Source organism: Kitasatospora sp. NPDC058218, assembly GCF_042882445.1.
In the GTDB taxonomy this organism is placed as follows: domain Bacteria; phylum Actinomycetota; class Actinomycetes; order Streptomycetales; family Streptomycetaceae; genus Kitasatospora.
The window spans coordinates 1-15,149 of record NZ_JBHVWC010000121.1 but is presented as its reverse complement, the minus strand read 5'-3'; the positions used below and the strand labels follow the sequence as shown (position 1 = coordinate 15,149).

Below are 15,149 nucleotides of genomic sequence, written 5' to 3'. Positions count from 1 at the left end.
CCCGCGGTGCCCGAGTATTGCCGCTGGACACCGGCCGACCGCACGCCCTTCTTCAGGAAGCCGGTGTCGTCCACGATCAGCACGCCACCGGGATCCGACAGGTGCTCGACGACGTAGGCGCGCACGTCGTCGAGCACCGCCTCCGCGTCCCAGTCGATCCGGTTCAGCAGTCGCTGGATCCGGTCCGGACCGCTGTGACCGGCCTCCTCAGCCACCGTCCAGCCGTTCTTGCGCTCCAACGGCGCCAACAAGCCCCGCATGTACGCCAGAGCCGACTCCCGCGACTCGCTCCGCGCGAACCGGTGCCCAAACCGCTCATGCAACCCGGCCAACCCGTCCGACCAGCGACGAGCATCGACCTCAGATATGTCCCCACCCATGAACAGCCCAACGAGCAAACCCAACAGCAGTCACGGTAAGCACCGTTGCAGTACTAGTAGTCGCAGGCGTTGCGCCTCGTTGCCCGGTCCGCGGCGTACGAGTTCGGCGAAGTGCTTGAGGTCGGTGAGCGGCATGCCGGACTCGCGGAGCTTGACGCAGATCAACAGCCATTCGACATCGAAGGAGGCGTAGCGCCGTCGGCCGCCCGACGTGCGGTGGACCGGCGCGACGAGCAGGCCCTCGCGCTCGTAGAAGCGCAGGGCGTGCACGCTCAGTCCGGTTCGCTCGGCTACCTCGCCGATGCTCAGGGACGGCACGGCGGCTTCGGCGGTCGTCATGCCGCTCACTCCTGGATTTGATCTAGACCTCGCTCTAGATCGTAGCGTCGGCGGCATGACCGTTACTGATCAGCAGCCGCTCGGCTCGCCCTGCTCCGCGTCCACCACCGCCGAGGACATCGTGGCCGGCGTCGATCTCTCCGGAAGGACGGCCGTGGTGACCGGGGGTTACTCCGGGCTTGGGCTGGAGACCACCCGGGCTCTGGCGGCCGCCGGAACCCGGGTCATCGTTCCCGCCCGCCGCCCCGACGTTGCTCGTGCGGCTCTGAAGGAGGTGAAGAACTGCGAGGTCGTCCCGATGGACCTGGCCGACATCGACAGTGTCCGCTCGGCCTCCGCGTACATCGGCGACCGTCTTGGCCGTCTCGACCTGTTGATGGCCGTCGCCGGAGTCATGGCCACCCCGGAGCGGCGCGTCGGGCCCGGCTGGGAAGGCCAGCTCACCGCCAATCACTTCGGGCACTTTGCCCTCGCCTGCGAGCTCTACCCGCTCCTGGCCGCCGCGGACGGCGCGCGCGTCGTCGTCAACAGCTCGGCCGGCCACGCCCTGACCGGCATCCGCTGGCGCGATCCGCATTTCCGTACCGGCTACGACAGGTGGCTGGCCTATGGTCAGGCCAAGACCGCCAACGCCCTGTTCGCCGTCCACCTCGACGCCCTCGGGCGGGACGACGGCGTCCGGGCGTTCGCTCTCCACCCCGGCAAGATCATCACCGGGCTCCAGCGGGAGATGACGCTCCGGCAGCAGATCGACCGCGGCTGGGTCGACGAGCACGGCAACGTCGTCGGCGCCGACTTCAAGACCCCCTCCCAGGGGGCCGCCACCGGCCTGTGGGCCGCCACCTCCCGGCTCCTCGACGGCCGCGGCGGCCTCTACCTGGAGGACTGCGACGTCGCCCGCGTCTGCGCCCCCGACACCCCCATGGATGACGGCGGCGTCCGCGCGTACGCCATCGATCCCGACGAGGCGGCCCGACTCTGGGACCTGTCTCTTGCCGCGACCGGCGCCACGCCGATCACCCCATGAACCCGCGCTCCGCGCCGCGGTGGCGGGCCCAGCGGCGAGGGCCGGGAGCAGGCTCAATGCGGTGGCCTCGGTGAGCGTGCCCTTGGCCAAGCCGCCGTGTGGGAGCAGCGGGGTGAGCGGCTCTGCTTCCCCTGCCGCAACTCCCTCGGCGGCGGGCACGGCAACCGCACCGGCGCCGCCGACTACGCCAGGGCGGCGACCGCCGAGTCCTCCGACCGTCCCTCGACGCCGACGCTCTCCTCCACCGCGCTGACCGCGCCAGTCCCGTCCGGCAGCCACAGCTCCGCCCCACGTGGACGTGCAGCCGCCCCCCGGCCGGACACCGTCACCCGCGCCCGCCGGCCGGTCAGCTGCCCGTGCCCCTCCCCCAGGCCGGACCACCACCGATCGCCCACCTCCAGGCGTAGTTGGGCACCAGGCCAGGTCCGGGGGTGAGGAGGACGGTGCCGCTGCGGCGCAGCTGCGCGGCGAGGCGTTCGACTGCGCGCGCCGCCAGCCCAATGGGGCTGGCAGCGAGAACGACGGGGCAGGCGGCGGCGAGCGCGGTGACCACCTCCGCGTAGTGATCGCCGGGGTGATCGGCGACGACCAGGCGTGGAGGTCAAGGCCGTAGCCGGCGGCCGCGGCGAGCTCGAGGTCGGGGAGGCCGACGGTGGCGGTCCAGGCGTAACGGTCCGCGGTCGCCGGCCCGGCGGCGAGGGCCAGGTGCAGGCTCATGTCGGCGGCCTCGGTGACGATGCCCTTGGCCAGGCCACCGTGCGGAAGCAGCGGGCGCAGCGGTTCCAGGACCGGCAGGACGGTGGCCCGGGCCTGGCGGGCGCGGGTCTCCGGGGACGTCGCGTCCAGCAGGTCGGCGAGCCGGCCCCGGCGCTCGGCAGCGAGATCGGGACCGGAGGCAGGGACGCGGGCAGGGGCAGGGGCCAGGTTCATGCGAGCTCCCCCGGGGTGGCCGGGGCCGGCGACGCGACGGGCGCTGTGAGCGTGTCCGCCTCGACGTCGGCCGCCGGCTCGGACCGTGGCAGCGGACACAGGGCGATGCCGTCGGCGATCACCCAGGCGGCCGCCTTGTCCTCGCCCCAACGGACCTGCGCGATCCATGGCATCTGCGGTGCCGGGCGCCGGCGGGCGGTGACCAGGACCGACCGCCAGCTGCCCTCGGCGCGCAGCCAGGCCAGGCGCCAGCACCGCTCTGTCGGGCCAGTGCCGGCCGGGCCGGCGAGCTCGGGCGGCACCCGTGCCGCGTCCCGCCACGTGCCCAGGTAGGGGGCGGCGGCCGGGGCCGGGTCTGCGGGTTCGGGCAGTGGGCGGATCCGGTCTCTGTCGAACAGGAACCATCCCCACTCGCCGGTGCTCTCCGGTCCCCAGGTGACGTGGACGACCCACACCGCGCTCCCGGGCGGGCGGCGCCACACGGTGAGCATGCCTGGGCACCACCGGCCGCCGAGGCGGATCTCCACCAGATGCCAGCGCCGCACGTCCCGAGACGCGCCGGGCAGGGACATCAGCTCCTGCGGTGCCCGCGAGGCATCGCCCGGCCGCTCGGGCGAGCGGACGGGGTTGGAGAACGGCACGGCGGAGGTCATACACTCACTATTCGATTGCTTGTTCGAGTGATCAAACGTCAGCCAACGCTGCCGTGAACCGGCACCCCGCATCGACATCAGCCCGATGGCCCAATGTGGCGCGGCTGGCCACCAGGGCGTATCCGGCTACGGTGAATCACCCCCGCTCCCCGAGGTCACCCATGCGCCCTGCCCGTTTCCAGCAGCTGCTCCTCGACGCGGCGGCCGGCCTGCCCGGTGTGGCGGCGAAGACGTTCACCGCCACCGGCCACAGCCGCCATCCGTACGGCATCGCCGTCGAGGCCGGCGGACGGACCTCCCTGTGGCAGGTGGTCGGACTCGGCGCCCCCGGCAGCAGGTGGTCCGAGCCCGAGCCCGAGCCGATTCTCGGAGCCAAGCCGACCGCGCTGGAGGCACCCGCCCCGACCGACAACCTGGCCGCGGTCGAACGGGCACTCGTCGCCGCGCTCCTCACCACCGACCCGGGCGAGATCTCCGCGGTCGAGCTCTACTCCGACCTGCCTCGCCCCCCGGCCGTCGGGCACGGGGCAACGGTTGAATTCCACGACGGATCCCGCGTCTTCATCAACCACGTCCGCTAATCCGGACAACTGCCGACCGGCCGACCCCGGAAGCGTCCTGATCCCCCAAAGTCCCAAGGTGGCGTGGGCAGCAGTGGCATGCACGTGGCATGGACGATCAGCGGTCGCCACGTGGGGCTCGGAGCTCGGGGTCCGGGACCACGTCCCACCGGCACCCCGCACACAGCAGCCGCAGCGGCCACCCCAGGGCGCCGCCGGGCCCCCGGAACGCCCGGCGGAAGTCGTCCGGCGCCTGCGCGCGCAGGTCCGCGGGACACCTGCGGCTGGTCAGTCCCATCTCGACCGCCTGCCAGCGCGGCCAGCCGCCCCGGCGGGCACCACGGCGCCGACCTCATCCAGATCCCACACCGCCAGATCGAACTCCGAGTCCACCGGGCGGCCGCGGGAGACCAGCCGCAGCAGCGACGGCGCCTGGCGCTTCAACGTCTCCAGCGCCTGCCCCTGCGGGATGCGCGCCTCGCTGCCAGGCCGTGGCGGGTGGCCTGGCCGCCGTGGTGGCCTGGCCACCCGCACCAGCTGGTGCGGGACCTCCAGCAGCCCGAGGGCGGCCGTCACCACGTCCGCGCTCTCGGGATCGGCCACGGTGTCGCACCAGATCACCAGGCCGGCGCCCACCAGGCTGCCGTACTCACGAGCGGTTTCGCCGAGGCGCCGGCGGGCGGAGGAAGTCGGGTCGGCAGGCACGCACCGATGCTCTCAACCCGGCCGGTGCGGCAAGGCGAGAACGGGCGAAGAACCCCCGATCGCGTAGCCTCCCGAACGTGCGGCATGACTGTGCATGTCGAGCGGCTCGCCACCCGCTCGACAGAACCCCGACGACGACGGTCCCCGCCCTCGCTACCCGGGCCTTCAGCCAGCCCGTTCACCGCGCTGAAAGACGATCATCGCGGCGACCGACCGGGTGGCCGCCTCGCACCCGGCATGCGCCCACGCGTTCTCCCGGGGCTCGGGGCCCGGCCGCCCCGGTGCCGGCGGGTCGAGTCGCCGTACGAGGTAGGCCTCCTTGCCCACGGCCACGATGAGTAGGCGGCGCTCAGGCCGGGCGATCTCCTCGACGAGGTCCTCGGCGCGGTAGCGGGGACTGGCGGTGCCGGGCGGCTCATCCTGGGGTGTACGGCGCCCCGAGGCACCGCCCAGACCAGGCTGCCGCACATCGAACCGATGCTCGCGGCAGCCGGCCCGCTGCCGTCCGGGGCGCCCGGCTGGTGCGCCGAGGTGAGATGGGACGGTTCTCCAGACACGTAGATGTGTCTCATGCCCGGTGCTTGCTGACGCCCCGCCAGGACGAACGGCCCGGCGTCCTTCCTGACCGTCAGCGGACCCCGACGACAAGAACCAGCCGGTGAAACGGCGACTACTAGACTCCTCCCGTGCCTTCCCATCAGCTGATAAGCCTGCTCACCAGCGCCGCCTTCATCACCGCCATCGCCACCCGGGCTCACCGCGCGCGGACCAAGGAACCGGCGCGGCCGGCCGTGACGCAACCGACATTCACGTACCGGGCGCGCGGTGGCTCCAACCACATCGACCAAATGCTGCACATCACCAACCCGAACACCGTCGACGTCGCGCCGGTCCTCACGTTCACTCCCGTGCGCGGCGACGGGCTTGTCCTGCGCGAGGTGAGGGTCGAAACGGCATACGGCAGCGACCGGGGCGAGCTGGTGCTGTGTCCGGGTACTGGCTTCGACGTGCTGAACTTCTCAGGCCCGGGCGCGGAGCAGGTGGCTGACGTCCGGGTCACTGTCAAGGAGCTGGCGGCGCTGCCCGCCGCCAGCCCGGCCGACTACATCGATGCGAAGCCGACCCGCGGCGGCGCGGCGGTCAGCCGCTTCGCGCCGTTCGACGCGGTCGTCCTGCACAACCCGCACCCGGTGCCGGTCTCGCTGCGCGTGGTGCACCTGGTCTACGACTCGCCGCCACCGGGGGCCTCGCAGCAGGTCGTGCACCGGACCCCGATCGGTGGGCTCGCCGTGGTGCCGCCCCGGGAAGACCTGGTGGTTCCGGTCCCGGCGTCCACCGCGGCCCTGATCCGCGAACGCGGAGCCGGCCGGGCAGTCAGCGTCAAGACGTACCCGTCCCGGTAGACAGATCAGATGCCGTTCTGGCTCGTCGGCCGCCAACTGGCGATCGTGTGCTCATCCGGGCTACACGTCTCCCGCTGGTCGGGCGCAGCTCTGGAACCGGAGCAGTAGACCGCGGGCCTGGGTGTCGTTGTCGGTGACGTCGCGCAGGTGGATGTGGCGGCGGTCCGGCTCGCGGCGCTTGCCGCTGTCGACGTTCTCCTCAATCCGGGCGCGGGTCGCCGGGGAGGTCGCTTCCAGCAGGGCGATGAGTCGTTTCCCGGTGGTCGGGTGCGAGTTCGGGAGCGGCGGCGAGGCTCATGCGGGCTTCCGAGGGTGGTAGGGGCTGGTAGGGCGCCCGGTGCTGTGGGTACGACGCACGACGACTCGGCGGCCTGCTCCAGCAGCCCGATCGTGGGCACCAGGACCAGGACGACCCCTTCGCGGCGAGGCAGCGTGCGCGGGTCGGACGGGCCCGGGTGGTGGTGGGTACCGGGACCCGGGGCAGTTGGGCGGTGCTGGGCCAGGTGGTGTCGGGGCCTGGTTGGAGGAGGGCGTCGAGGCGGCTTTGGGCCTCTGGGCGGGGGTGGGCGTGGCAGGGCCAGCCGGGGCGGGCGCCGGAGCGGTACGGGGTGCGCTGTGACCACGATCTCGGACTCGATCTCCTTGCTTGCTGCGCCCAGGCGCAGCAGTTCCAGGTACGGATCGTGGTGGGAGTCCTGGCCCAGCAGAATCTTCAGGATCTGCCGGGCTGCTTCCTTCACCCCCATGTCGGGGTCCCCCTTCGCGCCGGTGCTGCCGCGTGATCTATGCCCAGCTCGGTGTCGCTCACGAGCATTGGAAAGTGTGCCACTGTGGCACAGTTTCGGCCCGGCCCCCCGCGGTTGGGGAGCCGGGGCGGCTGCTCGGCGCTGGCATGCCGGTGTGGTGGTCCGGCTGGCGGGCCGACGGAAGACCAGCCCGCTGGCGGCCGACCGTGGTGCTGCACCCGCCCGCCCCCAACCTGATGCAGCCTGCAAGCGGGCGGGAAGCACCGGAATTCGCATCCCCTTAACGGAGCGGGGCCTACTCGGCGGCCGTCTCCAGGGCGGCACGCCAGAGCGGGCTGTCGACGTAGTGGTTGTCGTACAGCTCGGAGGAGTCCTTGATCTCCTGCGGGCTCGCCTCGCCGCGCATGACCCGGCCGAGCAGGCGCAGGTAGTCGAAGCGCGGCATGCCGGGCGTGAAGGTGAACAGCACGTCGGCCGTTGAGCCGGGGGCCGCGGCGAAGGCGTGGGGGGTGTGCGGGGGGACGAGCAGGAAGTCGCCCTCGTGCAGCGTCGTCACCCCGTCGTCCACCAGCACCCGCAGCGCGCCGCCGATGACGAAGAACAGCTCCGAGGCCCGGGTGTGGAAGTGGGCCGGGGCGCCGACCGCTCCCTCGGTGAAGGTGGAGCGGTAGCTGGTGACCGGGCTGTCGGCGGTGCCGCAGTCGGCGAGGAGGGTCATCGTGCTGCTCGGGTCACTGGTGGTCTCGGCCTCGGCGGCGCGGGTCAGGACGGGCTTGGGCGTGTTGGTGCTCATGGTGGTGTATCTCCTGGTCAGTAGCCGTTCCGGTATTCGGTTCCGGCCTTGTGTCCACAACTCTTGACGGGTGAAGACCCATGAAGGGGCGCATTCCTGTACAGCGTTCACGGGTCGGTTGTGCGGCGTGGGCGGGGCCCGGGCCTTCTTCGGCGGCCTTGTCACGCGGCGGCGGCCTGGAACGGGTCGGCGACCGGGGGGGCGGATCTCAAGACCCCGCGGGCCCCTCGTCACGCGGCGCCCACGGCTGCGGCGACCGCCGTCGGCTCGTGCGAGGACGGTGCGGCGTAGTCGCGCAGCCGGATCGGGGTGGTGCGGGTGTTCTCGGGTGCCTGGGCGGCCAGCATGTCCAGGATCTCCTGGGTGGGGGCGGGCATGAAGAACCGCTCCGCGCCCTCGCGGCCGAGGGTCTGGTGTTCCGTCACGTAGCCGCGCATCTCGCGCTCGTACGCGGCGAAGGCCGTGGTGTGGTCGCCTCCGGAGGCGGCGAGTTCGCCGGCCAGGATGTAGGCGCCGATCAGGGCCTGCGAGGTGCCGCGGCCGGAGGTCGGGCCGGCGCAGTAGCCGGCGTCGCCGAGGAGCACGATGCGCCCCTTGGACCAGGTGTCCATCTCCACCTGGGCGTTGGCGTCGAAGAAGAAGTCCGGTGCCTGCGCCATCTCGTCGAGCAGGCGCGGGATCTCCCAGCCGTCGTCGGCGAAGCGTTCGGCGATGATGCGCTGCTGCCCGGCGCGGTCGTGGCGGTCGTACTCCAGGTGCTCGGCGGCGAGGTGGAAGGCGGCGCGGGCCCCGGTGTTGGCGCGGGCGGTGAAGATGTTGGCGGCCTTGCCCGGGGCGGCGTAGAGCCGGCCGGTGTTCTTCAGGCCGAGGTAGTTGTCCAGGCTGAAGATGGCGGTGTAGATGCCGAGGTGGCGGACGAACTGCTCCTCGGGGCCGAAGGTGAGCGCCCGGGTCCGGGAGTGCAGACCGTCGGCGCCGACGACCAGGTCGAAGCGGGGGGGCGCCGCGCTCGAAGGTGACCTCGACGCCGTGCTCGTCCTCGGTCAGGCTCGCGATGGAGTCCCCGAAGACGTACTCGACGTCGTCGCGGGTGGCCTCGTACAGCATCCTGGTCAGATCGCCCTTGAGGACCTCCAGGTCGCCCGCGAAGATCACGGCGGGCAGGGTCGCGTACTGGCGCCCCTCGGCGTCCACCATCGCCGCGTCGCCCATCGCGGTGTCCAGTTCGCGGATGCGCTCCAGCAGGCCCATCCGGCCCAACACGTCCAGCGCCTCTCCACGGAAGTCCACCGCGTAGCCGCCCTCCCGCACCGCGTCGGCGCGCTCCACCACGGTGGGGGCGAAGCCGTGACGGCGCAGCCAGTAGGCGAGGGCGGGGCCGGCCACGCTGGCGCCGGAGATCAGGACGGTACGGGTGGTGGTGGTCATCTCGGGTTCCTCTCTCAGGTCGATGCGTACAACGTATGGGCGACAGATTCCCCCTGTGAAGTGCGAAATCGAGGAAGGAGCCCTAGTGCGCTAGGGTTCGCGTACTAGTACACCAAGGAGTGCCTCATGTCCGCAGAGCCGCCATACGCGAGGATCGCCGCCGAACTGCGGCACCGCATCGAGACCGGCGAGCTGCGCCCGGGGGACCGGGTGCCCTCCACCCGGGCGCTCACCCAGCGGTGGGGGGTCGCCATGGCCACGGCGACCAAGGCCCTGGCCGTCCTGCGGCAGGAGGGTCTGACCCGGGCCGTGCCCGGGGTGGGCACCGTGGTCTGCGCCGTCCCCCGCACGTCACGGACGGCCCGACCGGCGGCGGGCCGGGCGGCCGACGGGAGCTCGGAGGAGTCGGACGGGCGCCGGCGCCTGGTACGGGCGGGCATCGCGATCGCCGACGCGGAGGGCGCGGCCGCGCTCACCATGCGGCGGCTGGCCGCCGAACTCGGCACCTCGGCGATGTCGCTGTACCGGCACGTGCAGAACCGGGACCAGCTCCTCGCGCTGATGGTCGACGCCGCCTACGCACAGGCACCCCTGCCCACCCCGGCCCCGGCCGACTGGCGGACCCGCCTGGAGCTCTCCGCCCGGGCACAGTGGCGGCTCTACCAGGACCACCCCTGGCTCGCGGCCGCCATGAACCTCGCCCGCCCGCTACTCACCCCGAACGGCATGCGCCATGTCGAGTGGGCTCTGGCGGCCCTGGAGGGCCTCGGCCTCGACGCCGACACCCGGATGCACGCGGCGGTCTCACTCTTCGCCTTCGTCCGGGGCTGCGCGGTCGACCTCGCGGTGGAGCACGAAGCGGCTCGGGCCAGCGGCGTCAACGGCGACCAGTGGATGCAAGTCCAGGAATCCCGGATGGCCGCGCTGCTGTCGGACGGCACGTTCCCGGCGTTCACCGCTGCCCGCGCCGACCCCGGCCTGGACCTGTCCGGCGAATCCCTCTTCACCTTCGGGCTCGACCGCCACCTCGACGGCCTGGCGGCCCTGATCGCGGCTGTGGCGGAAGATGGCGGCCGTCACTGACCGTAGCCGAGTGCGTGGCCAAGTGATTTCCCACCAGGTGGCCGCCCACAGGGGGAAACTAACTGACCGCTGACACCCGGGGCCGCCAACCCGCATGAACAGGTCCCGCCGACTTGTGACCCAGCACGCTACTTGTCGCTAACCGCGCTACTCGACGTGCGGTTCTCCGGGCGGGTCAGCATGACAACTGTCGCTGAATCGGCGAGGTATCTGGCGGCTGGCGATCGTTCGGCAAGCAGACGCTATGAAGGGCTGGCCTGCTGCTGTTGACGTTCGCTCTCATCGAGCCACGTCAGATACCACCGAGCAAAGGTCGTCGGCTCGCCGCGCTCGTCCAGCAGCAGAGTGAGGTCCTCGTCGTCCACCCGGTTGTCGGACCAGATCCGCCCCTGCTCGGGACCGCTGATGATCAGCCACTGGCGGGCGGCGCAGCCCAGGTGCGAGATCACGACGGCGCCGACCGTACGATCCGGTGCGAACATCACGGGTTCCCATCGCTCGTCCCAGGACTCGATGGCGTCGTCGAAGTCTTCGATCTCCTCGAAGTCCTCCTCCTCCGGCCGTTCTTCCAGAAGTGACCTCACGTGCTCCTGGTCCGGGCCCTGCTGGGGGAAGGGTTCGCCCAGCCTGGACAGGTCCGCGAGGTCGGCGCCATCCCCCTCCCAACGCCAGCGGCCCTGGATCCGCCGGACGGGGAAGACGCCATACGCTGGACCGGCGCCGCCAGCTCCGACCTGGAGGAGGAACTCGCGGTACTCCTCGGGCAGGACAGCACCTATCTGGGCTTCGAGGTCAGCCACTTCGGCCGAGGTCAGCGGCTCGTCCAAGGCGAACCGGTGCCCCCGAGAACCGAACACACCGGCACCGGCCGGACTCACTCCCAGCGCGAGCACACGCTCCCGAACGCCAACCCAGGTCTGACCACTCATGGGCTGAGCCTACGAGGCGTGCCCGACAATCCGGACGACTGCCTCCGGGGCGAGTACGGTCATCGCCGAGCCTCTCGATGCGCCCCAGGCCTCGCTGGCCACCCACTCCCCCGTTGTGCCGCCCGTAGGGAAAGCGGGTAGCGGCTGATCATCCGGTTTCGGCCGTCGGGTGGGCAGTCCAGGGGCCCGTGGTGGCGGGGTCCAGGCGAACGCGCAGCGGGTCCTTGCCCGGTACGGGATTGCGCAGGGTCAGCTCGACGGCCGCGGGCGGCAGGATCTGTTCCACCGCGAGCACAGGTGTGTTCCGCACGTAGGCCCCCCGGGTGGCCGGTGTGACTGGCGCCGATGGGTCGGCGGGGCTGCTCTGCCAGCGGTGAGGTCATGACGAGCGACAGCGGCTTCGTCCAGGACGTGACCATCTGCCCCGCGGTCGACCGGCTCCCCGGCCACGAGGGCGATCTGACATGGCCGGGCGTGTGGACGCTGGCCCACCGCGGTGCCCGGGGCGTCCAGGCGCTCACCGTGCGGGTCTACCGCACCGAGGCGGACGCGTTGGAGGCCGGCGCGGAGCTGGACTGTCTCAGCACCGACAGCACCGAGGCCGGGGAGCGGGTGCGTGAGTGCTTCGCGACCGGGAGGTTCGAGGAGGCCATCGCCCTGTACGAGCGGCAGCGGCCGGCTGAGCACGTGCTGAGCGTCCAGCCCGCGCTTCTGCAGGGCGCCTGACCCGGTCATCAAGGTGTCCGGCAACGTAGGCGAGAACGGAGAACGCTTGTCGCTGAGTGCGGAGAGCACCTGCTCGTTACGGGCACCGGAAATGTCGGCGAGTTCTGAGAGCGCCCCTTCGGCGTGTCGGGGAAGTCGTCTCATTCGGATTCCGCCGGACGTACGGGGCAGGCAAGATCCGGAAGAGACGTCCTGCCCTACGGCGTGGGTGCCTTCGGCAGGGCGTCGTGCAGCCGGTTGAGGAGCGCCCGGGCCGCCGGGCTTGCGGGCCCGGCTGCCGGCCAGGCGAGGACGATGCGGGCACGGATCCGGGGCTGGACGATCGGCAGGGTGTGCAGGGGGACGGCCATGCCCGGCGTCTCCTCGTCGATGGGCATGACGGCGACACCCAGGCCCCGGACGGCGAGTTGGGCGAGCACATGGGGGGCAGCCGCCTCGAAGGCGACCCGGGGCCCGAACCCGGCCTGCGCGCAGGCGCGTTCGAGCGCTGCCCGGACTCCGGTGCCCTGCGGCAGGCAGATCAGCGGGCGGTCCCGCAGATCCGTCAGGGGGACATCGGTGCGGTCGGCGTCGGCGAGGAGCGGATCGCCGACTGCGACGGCGACGCCGAGCGGAGCGTCGATGACCGTCCGGTAGGACAGGCCGGGCGGAGGTTCTTCGCCAGGGGGTCCGAGGAGAGCGATGTCGATCTCACCCGCCAGGAGCGCGGCCTGCATCCGATCCGAGGCGTCCTCGGTCAGTGCGATCTCCAGGCCGGGGTGGGCGTCGTGGAAGTCCGCGAGGAATGAGGCGACGTCGAAGGCGTGCCCGGTGGCGCCGGGGACCAGTCCGAGCGTGACCCGGCCGCGCAGCAGTCCGGCGTGCTCGTCCACCGCGTGCCGCACCGCGTCCACGGCCGCCAACGCCGCTCGCGCATAGGGCAGGACGGCCCGGCCCACCTCGGTCGGCGTCACCGACCGGCTGGACCGCTCGAGCAGGGTCTGCCCCAACTCCTTCTCGAGCTGGCGGATCTGGGCGCTGAGCCCCGGCTGGGCCAGGTGCAGTCGGGCAGCGGCACGGGTGAAGCCGCCCTCCTCGACGACAGTGACGAGGTAGCGCAGCTGGCGAAGCTCCATAACTGTTGATTCTAGATCGCAGCACATCCATCTATTGGACATGCGGTTCGGCCGGACCGCAGAGTTGATCACATGGAGAATGCGATACCTCGAAGGCGCACGAACGCCGAGGTCAGGGCCTTGATCGCGGCGGAACGCCAGGATCTGGCCGATCTGCTCGACCGTCTGAGGCCCGCCCAGTGGGACGAGCCGAGTCTCTGCGCGGGATGGCGGGTCCGTGAGGTCACAGCCCACATGTCGATGGGGTTCCGCCTCTCCCTGCCCGCGACGATGGGCGAGTTGGCCAAGGCCCGGGGAAGCCTGCACCGCATGACCGACCGTGTCGCACGCCGGGACGCGGCTGCCCATTCCGCGGTCGAACTCGCCGCGTTCCTGCGGGAGAACGCCCACCATCCCTGGACTCCGCCGGTCGGTGGACTCCAAGCCGCGCTCGGCCACGACGTGGTGCACGGCCTGGACATCACGGTCGCCCTCGGCCTGGACCGGCGTGTCCCCGAGGACCGACTGCGGGTGCTGCTCGAAGGGATCCGGCCCAGCGGTCTGAGGTTCTTCGGCGCCGACGTCGGCGGAGTGCGGCTGTGTGCCGAGGATCTGGACTGGTCGTACGGATCAGGCTCTCCCGTGTACGGCGCCGCCCAGGACCTCCTCCTGCTCGCCTTCGGCCGCAGACTTCCACCCGGCCGGCTCCGGGGCGAGGCGAGAAGCCGCTTCACCGCCGTCTGAACGCAGACACCGCTCGCGCCCCTAAGGGAGAGGCATTCATGCGCACCCGACTCCTCCAGGGACTGTCCCTGTTCTCCACCGGCCTGCTTGCCGGCACCTTCGGCTACGGCGCCGCGAACCTCGTCCCGACCTTCAACGCCGTGCCACTCGAGATGAGACTCGACTTCCATGCCGAGCTGATGAAGATGAACGGGATCACGGTGCAGGGTGCCATGGCGGTCTCCGCTCTCAGCTCCCTCGCCCTGGCCGCCCTCACGCGCGGCAGGCCGCGAATCCTCGCGACTGCGGCGGGGTTCCTGACCGTCGCGTCCTTCCTGATCACCCGGTTCGGGAACGTCCCGATCAACGGCCTTATCAAGCAGTGGGCCGCCACCGCAGCACCGGCCGACCATGCGGGCATCCTGCGCCGCTGGGAGCTGTTCAACGACGCCCGTACCCTCGCCGCCGCGGTGGCATTCGCCCTCCTCACCATCCTCGCCCTACGGGAGACCACTCCATCCCCGACGGCAGACAAGCCGCAGGAACCAGCCTGATCTCGCGGCCAGCGCGGCGCTACCCGTAGGGCGGAACCGGGGCTCGCTCGGTGCCAGGAACCGGACAGCTGATCGGGCTCCACGCACCGCACAACAAACGTCCTACAGAAAGCATCCTCACGCTCCCAGATCCCAGGGACGAGGGCGAGGACGGGCGCGGAGCCGGACAGCGAGACGCGGGAGGTGGAGATCAGCTGGGCGGTGGTGGCGTCGCTGTTCCAGTTCCGGATCGCCACCGCCGAGCAGCTGCGCCGCCTGCACGCGCCGGACAGCGGCATCGAGAAGATGCGGGGCCGGCTGCGGCAGCTGCGCGAGCGGGGCCTGGCCGAGGAGCTGGTGCTGCCCCAGTCCGCGCGGGCCAAGGGCTGGTTCCTGACCGAGAACGGCGCCCGGATCGCGGCCGCGTTCCCCGAACTGGCGGACATCCCCGCGCCCCGGCTGCCCGGCGACAAGGAGGCCTCAAGTTCACGCTGTACCACCAGCTCGCGGTCCTGCGCACGCACCTGGCGTTCCTGGACGATGCCCGGGCCCGCGGGGACGGGTACGGGCCGTTCGACTTCATTCCGGAGGTCACCCACCGCTTCGCCGAAGGCCGGGAGGGGACGGTGCGTCCCGACGGGCTGCTCTACTACGGAGTCACCGACCCGGAGGGCACGCTGCGCCTGCGGGCGTTCGTCGAGGTCGACCGCGCCACCATGGGCGCCGAGCGGCTGGCGTCGAAGCTCAACGCCTACGCCCGCTACTGGTCGACCAAGATGCTCCCGGCCGGGATGCGCTCGGGCACCATCAAGGCCGAGCAGGGCGGCCGGGTGCCACTGTGGGAACGCCGGTACACGCGCTCCCCCGACTGCTGTTCGTCCTCACCGGCACCGGCCAGGCCGGCTTCGCCAACCGAGCCAACGACCTGGAGACCGCCGCCCGCACCCCGCACGTCGCCAGGATGCTGCGCACCGTCCCGGCCGGCGTCGCCAAGCTGGAAGACCTAGTGCCGCATCAGACAACGTTCGCCTCGTTTCTGATGCACCGTCCGGTTGCTGTGCTGATGGGCGCCGGACGGTCAGAATGATCACGTGGCT

At 71.6% G+C, this 15,149-nt stretch carries 16 protein-coding genes and 3 pseudogenes; 9 read left to right on the top strand and 10 right to left on the bottom strand.

Annotated elements, in window-relative coordinates:
• Both ACFVYI_RS41485 and ACFVYI_RS41480 read right to left on the bottom strand, forming a co-directional pair.
• Positions 1 to 380 (bottom strand): transposase (locus ACFVYI_RS41485; RefSeq protein ID WP_387895123.1); only part of this gene is annotated, 380 nt, incomplete at its 3' end.
• A gap of 54 nt (positions 381 to 434) precedes the next feature.
• Positions 435 to 719, bottom strand: a pseudogene (locus ACFVYI_RS41480) (MerR family transcriptional regulator); the annotation flags it as partial.
• Positions 720 to 774: 55 nt separating this feature from the next.
• Here ACFVYI_RS41480 and ACFVYI_RS41475 point away from each other — a divergent pair.
• On the top strand, positions 775 to 1,746 hold the full coding sequence (locus ACFVYI_RS41475; protein WP_387895117.1) for an SDR family NAD(P)-dependent oxidoreductase: 972 nt from the start codon (positions 775 to 777) through the stop codon (positions 1,744 to 1,746).
• A 926-nt stretch (positions 1,747 to 2,672) separates the two neighbouring features.
• Here the strand turns inward: ACFVYI_RS41475 and ACFVYI_RS41470 are convergent.
• A complete protein-coding gene (locus ACFVYI_RS41470; RefSeq protein WP_387895115.1) occupies positions 2,673 to 3,329 on the bottom strand; it encodes a hypothetical protein in 657 nt (218 codons plus the stop codon).
• Between the two features lie 161 nt (positions 3,330 to 3,490).
• Here ACFVYI_RS41470 and ACFVYI_RS41465 point away from each other — a divergent pair, with 161 nt between their 5' ends.
• Entirely contained in the window at positions 3,491 to 3,910 is a 420-nt protein-coding gene (locus ACFVYI_RS41465; protein ID WP_387895113.1) for a hypothetical protein, read from the top strand.
• A 267-nt stretch (positions 3,911 to 4,177) separates the two neighbouring features.
• Here ACFVYI_RS41465 and ACFVYI_RS41460 read toward each other — a convergent pair whose 3' ends face one another.
• Entirely contained in the window at positions 4,178 to 4,594 is a 417-nt protein-coding gene (locus tag ACFVYI_RS41460) for a hypothetical protein (protein WP_387895111.1), read from the bottom strand.
• Positions 4,595 to 5,280: 686 nt separating this feature from the next.
• On the opposite strand from ACFVYI_RS41460, the gene ACFVYI_RS41455 reads away from it, so the two are divergent.
• Positions 5,281 to 5,997: a hypothetical protein gene (locus ACFVYI_RS41455; RefSeq protein WP_387895110.1), complete on the top strand. Its 717-nt coding sequence runs from the start codon at positions 5,281 to 5,283 to the stop codon at positions 5,995 to 5,997.
• 1,041 nt (positions 5,998 to 7,038) lie between these two features.
• Here ACFVYI_RS41455 and ACFVYI_RS41450 read toward each other — a convergent pair.
• The 3 genes and pseudogenes from ACFVYI_RS41450 to ACFVYI_RS41440 all read right to left on the bottom strand — a co-directional run.
• Positions 7,039 to 7,536: a cupin domain-containing protein gene (locus tag ACFVYI_RS41450; RefSeq protein WP_387895121.1), complete on the bottom strand. Its 498-nt coding sequence runs from the start codon at positions 7,534 to 7,536 to the stop codon at positions 7,039 to 7,041.
• A gap of 230 nt (positions 7,537 to 7,766) precedes the next feature.
• Positions 7,767 to 8,501 (bottom strand): hypothetical protein, encoded by a 735-nt coding sequence (locus ACFVYI_RS41445; RefSeq protein WP_387895119.1) that lies wholly within the window; start codon positions 8,499 to 8,501, stop codon positions 7,767 to 7,769.
• Between the two features lie 106 nt (positions 8,502 to 8,607).
• Positions 8,608 to 8,964: pseudogene (locus ACFVYI_RS41440) on the bottom strand (FAD-dependent monooxygenase); the annotation flags it as partial.
• 126 nt (positions 8,965 to 9,090) lie between these two features.
• On the opposite strand from ACFVYI_RS41440, the gene ACFVYI_RS41435 reads away from it, so the two are divergent.
• Positions 9,091 to 10,047 carry a TetR/AcrR family transcriptional regulator C-terminal domain-containing protein gene (locus ACFVYI_RS41435; protein WP_387895109.1) on the top strand — a complete coding sequence of 319 codons (957 nt, stop codon included), beginning with the start codon at positions 9,091 to 9,093 and terminating at the stop codon, positions 10,045 to 10,047.
• Between the two features lie 242 nt (positions 10,048 to 10,289).
• Here ACFVYI_RS41435 and ACFVYI_RS41430 read toward each other — a convergent pair whose 3' ends face one another.
• Positions 10,290 to 10,976 (bottom strand): SMI1/KNR4 family protein, encoded by a 687-nt coding sequence (locus tag ACFVYI_RS41430; RefSeq protein ID WP_387895108.1) that lies wholly within the window; start codon positions 10,974 to 10,976, stop codon positions 10,290 to 10,292.
• Positions 10,977 to 11,124: 148 nt separating this feature from the next.
• Complete coding sequence (locus tag ACFVYI_RS41425; RefSeq protein ID WP_387895106.1) at positions 11,125 to 11,286, bottom strand: hypothetical protein; 162 nt, start codon at positions 11,284 to 11,286, stop codon at positions 11,125 to 11,127.
• Between the two features lie 71 nt (positions 11,287 to 11,357).
• On the opposite strand from ACFVYI_RS41425, the gene ACFVYI_RS41420 reads away from it, so the two are divergent.
• Positions 11,358 to 11,702: a hypothetical protein gene (locus ACFVYI_RS41420; protein ID WP_387895105.1), complete on the top strand. Its 345-nt coding sequence runs from the start codon at positions 11,358 to 11,360 to the stop codon at positions 11,700 to 11,702.
• Positions 11,703 to 11,899: 197 nt separating this feature from the next.
• Here ACFVYI_RS41420 and ACFVYI_RS41415 read toward each other — a convergent pair whose 3' ends face one another.
• Positions 11,900 to 12,817, bottom strand: a complete 918-nt coding sequence (locus ACFVYI_RS41415; protein ID WP_387895104.1) for a LysR family transcriptional regulator — start codon at positions 12,815 to 12,817, stop codon at positions 11,900 to 11,902.
• A gap of 72 nt (positions 12,818 to 12,889) precedes the next feature.
• Between ACFVYI_RS41415 and ACFVYI_RS41410 the strand changes: the two genes are divergently transcribed.
• From ACFVYI_RS41410 to ACFVYI_RS41395, 4 genes and pseudogenes are all read left to right on the top strand, one after another.
• On the top strand, positions 12,890 to 13,540 hold the full coding sequence (locus tag ACFVYI_RS41410; RefSeq protein WP_387895102.1) for a maleylpyruvate isomerase family mycothiol-dependent enzyme: 651 nt from the start codon (positions 12,890 to 12,892) through the stop codon (positions 13,538 to 13,540).
• 38 nt (positions 13,541 to 13,578) lie between these two features.
• Positions 13,579 to 14,073 carry an anthrone oxygenase family protein gene (locus tag ACFVYI_RS41405; RefSeq protein WP_387895100.1) on the top strand — a complete coding sequence of 165 codons (495 nt, stop codon included), beginning with the start codon at positions 13,579 to 13,581 and terminating at the stop codon, positions 14,071 to 14,073.
• Positions 14,074 to 14,256: 183 nt separating this feature from the next.
• Positions 14,257 to 14,816: pseudogene (locus ACFVYI_RS41400) on the top strand (replication-relaxation family protein); the annotation flags it as partial.
• 74 nt (positions 14,817 to 14,890) lie between these two features.
• Complete coding sequence (locus ACFVYI_RS41395; protein WP_387895125.1) at positions 14,891 to 15,139, top strand: hypothetical protein; 249 nt, start codon at positions 14,891 to 14,893, stop codon at positions 15,137 to 15,139.
• Positions 15,140 to 15,149 lie beyond the last annotated feature (10 nt).

Excerpts from the sequence above, each read along its gene's own strand:
- ACFVYI_RS41475 (WP_387895117.1), top strand. The coding sequence starts at position 775 with ATGACCGTTACTGATCAGCAGCCGCTCGGCTCGCCCTGCTCCGCGTCC.
- ACFVYI_RS41470 (WP_387895115.1), bottom strand. The coding sequence starts at position 3,329 with ATGACCTCCGCCGTGCCGTTCTCCAACCCCGTCCGCTCGCCCGAGCGG.
- ACFVYI_RS41465 (WP_387895113.1), top strand. The coding sequence starts at position 3,491 with ATGCGCCCTGCCCGTTTCCAGCAGCTGCTCCTCGACGCGGCGGCCGGC.
- ACFVYI_RS41450 (WP_387895121.1), bottom strand. The coding sequence starts at position 7,536 with ATGAGCACCAACACGCCCAAGCCCGTCCTGACCCGCGCCGCCGAGGCC.
- ACFVYI_RS41435 (WP_387895109.1), top strand. The coding sequence starts at position 9,091 with ATGTCCGCAGAGCCGCCATACGCGAGGATCGCCGCCGAACTGCGGCAC.
- ACFVYI_RS41430 (WP_387895108.1), bottom strand. The coding sequence starts at position 10,976 with ATGAGTGGTCAGACCTGGGTTGGCGTTCGGGAGCGTGTGCTCGCGCTG.
- ACFVYI_RS41420 (WP_387895105.1), top strand. The coding sequence starts at position 11,358 with ATGACGAGCGACAGCGGCTTCGTCCAGGACGTGACCATCTGCCCCGCG.
- ACFVYI_RS41415 (WP_387895104.1), bottom strand. The coding sequence starts at position 12,817 with ATGGAGCTTCGCCAGCTGCGCTACCTCGTCACTGTCGTCGAGGAGGGC.
- ACFVYI_RS41410 (WP_387895102.1), top strand. The coding sequence starts at position 12,890 with ATGGAGAATGCGATACCTCGAAGGCGCACGAACGCCGAGGTCAGGGCC.
- ACFVYI_RS41405 (WP_387895100.1), top strand. The coding sequence starts at position 13,579 with ATGCGCACCCGACTCCTCCAGGGACTGTCCCTGTTCTCCACCGGCCTG.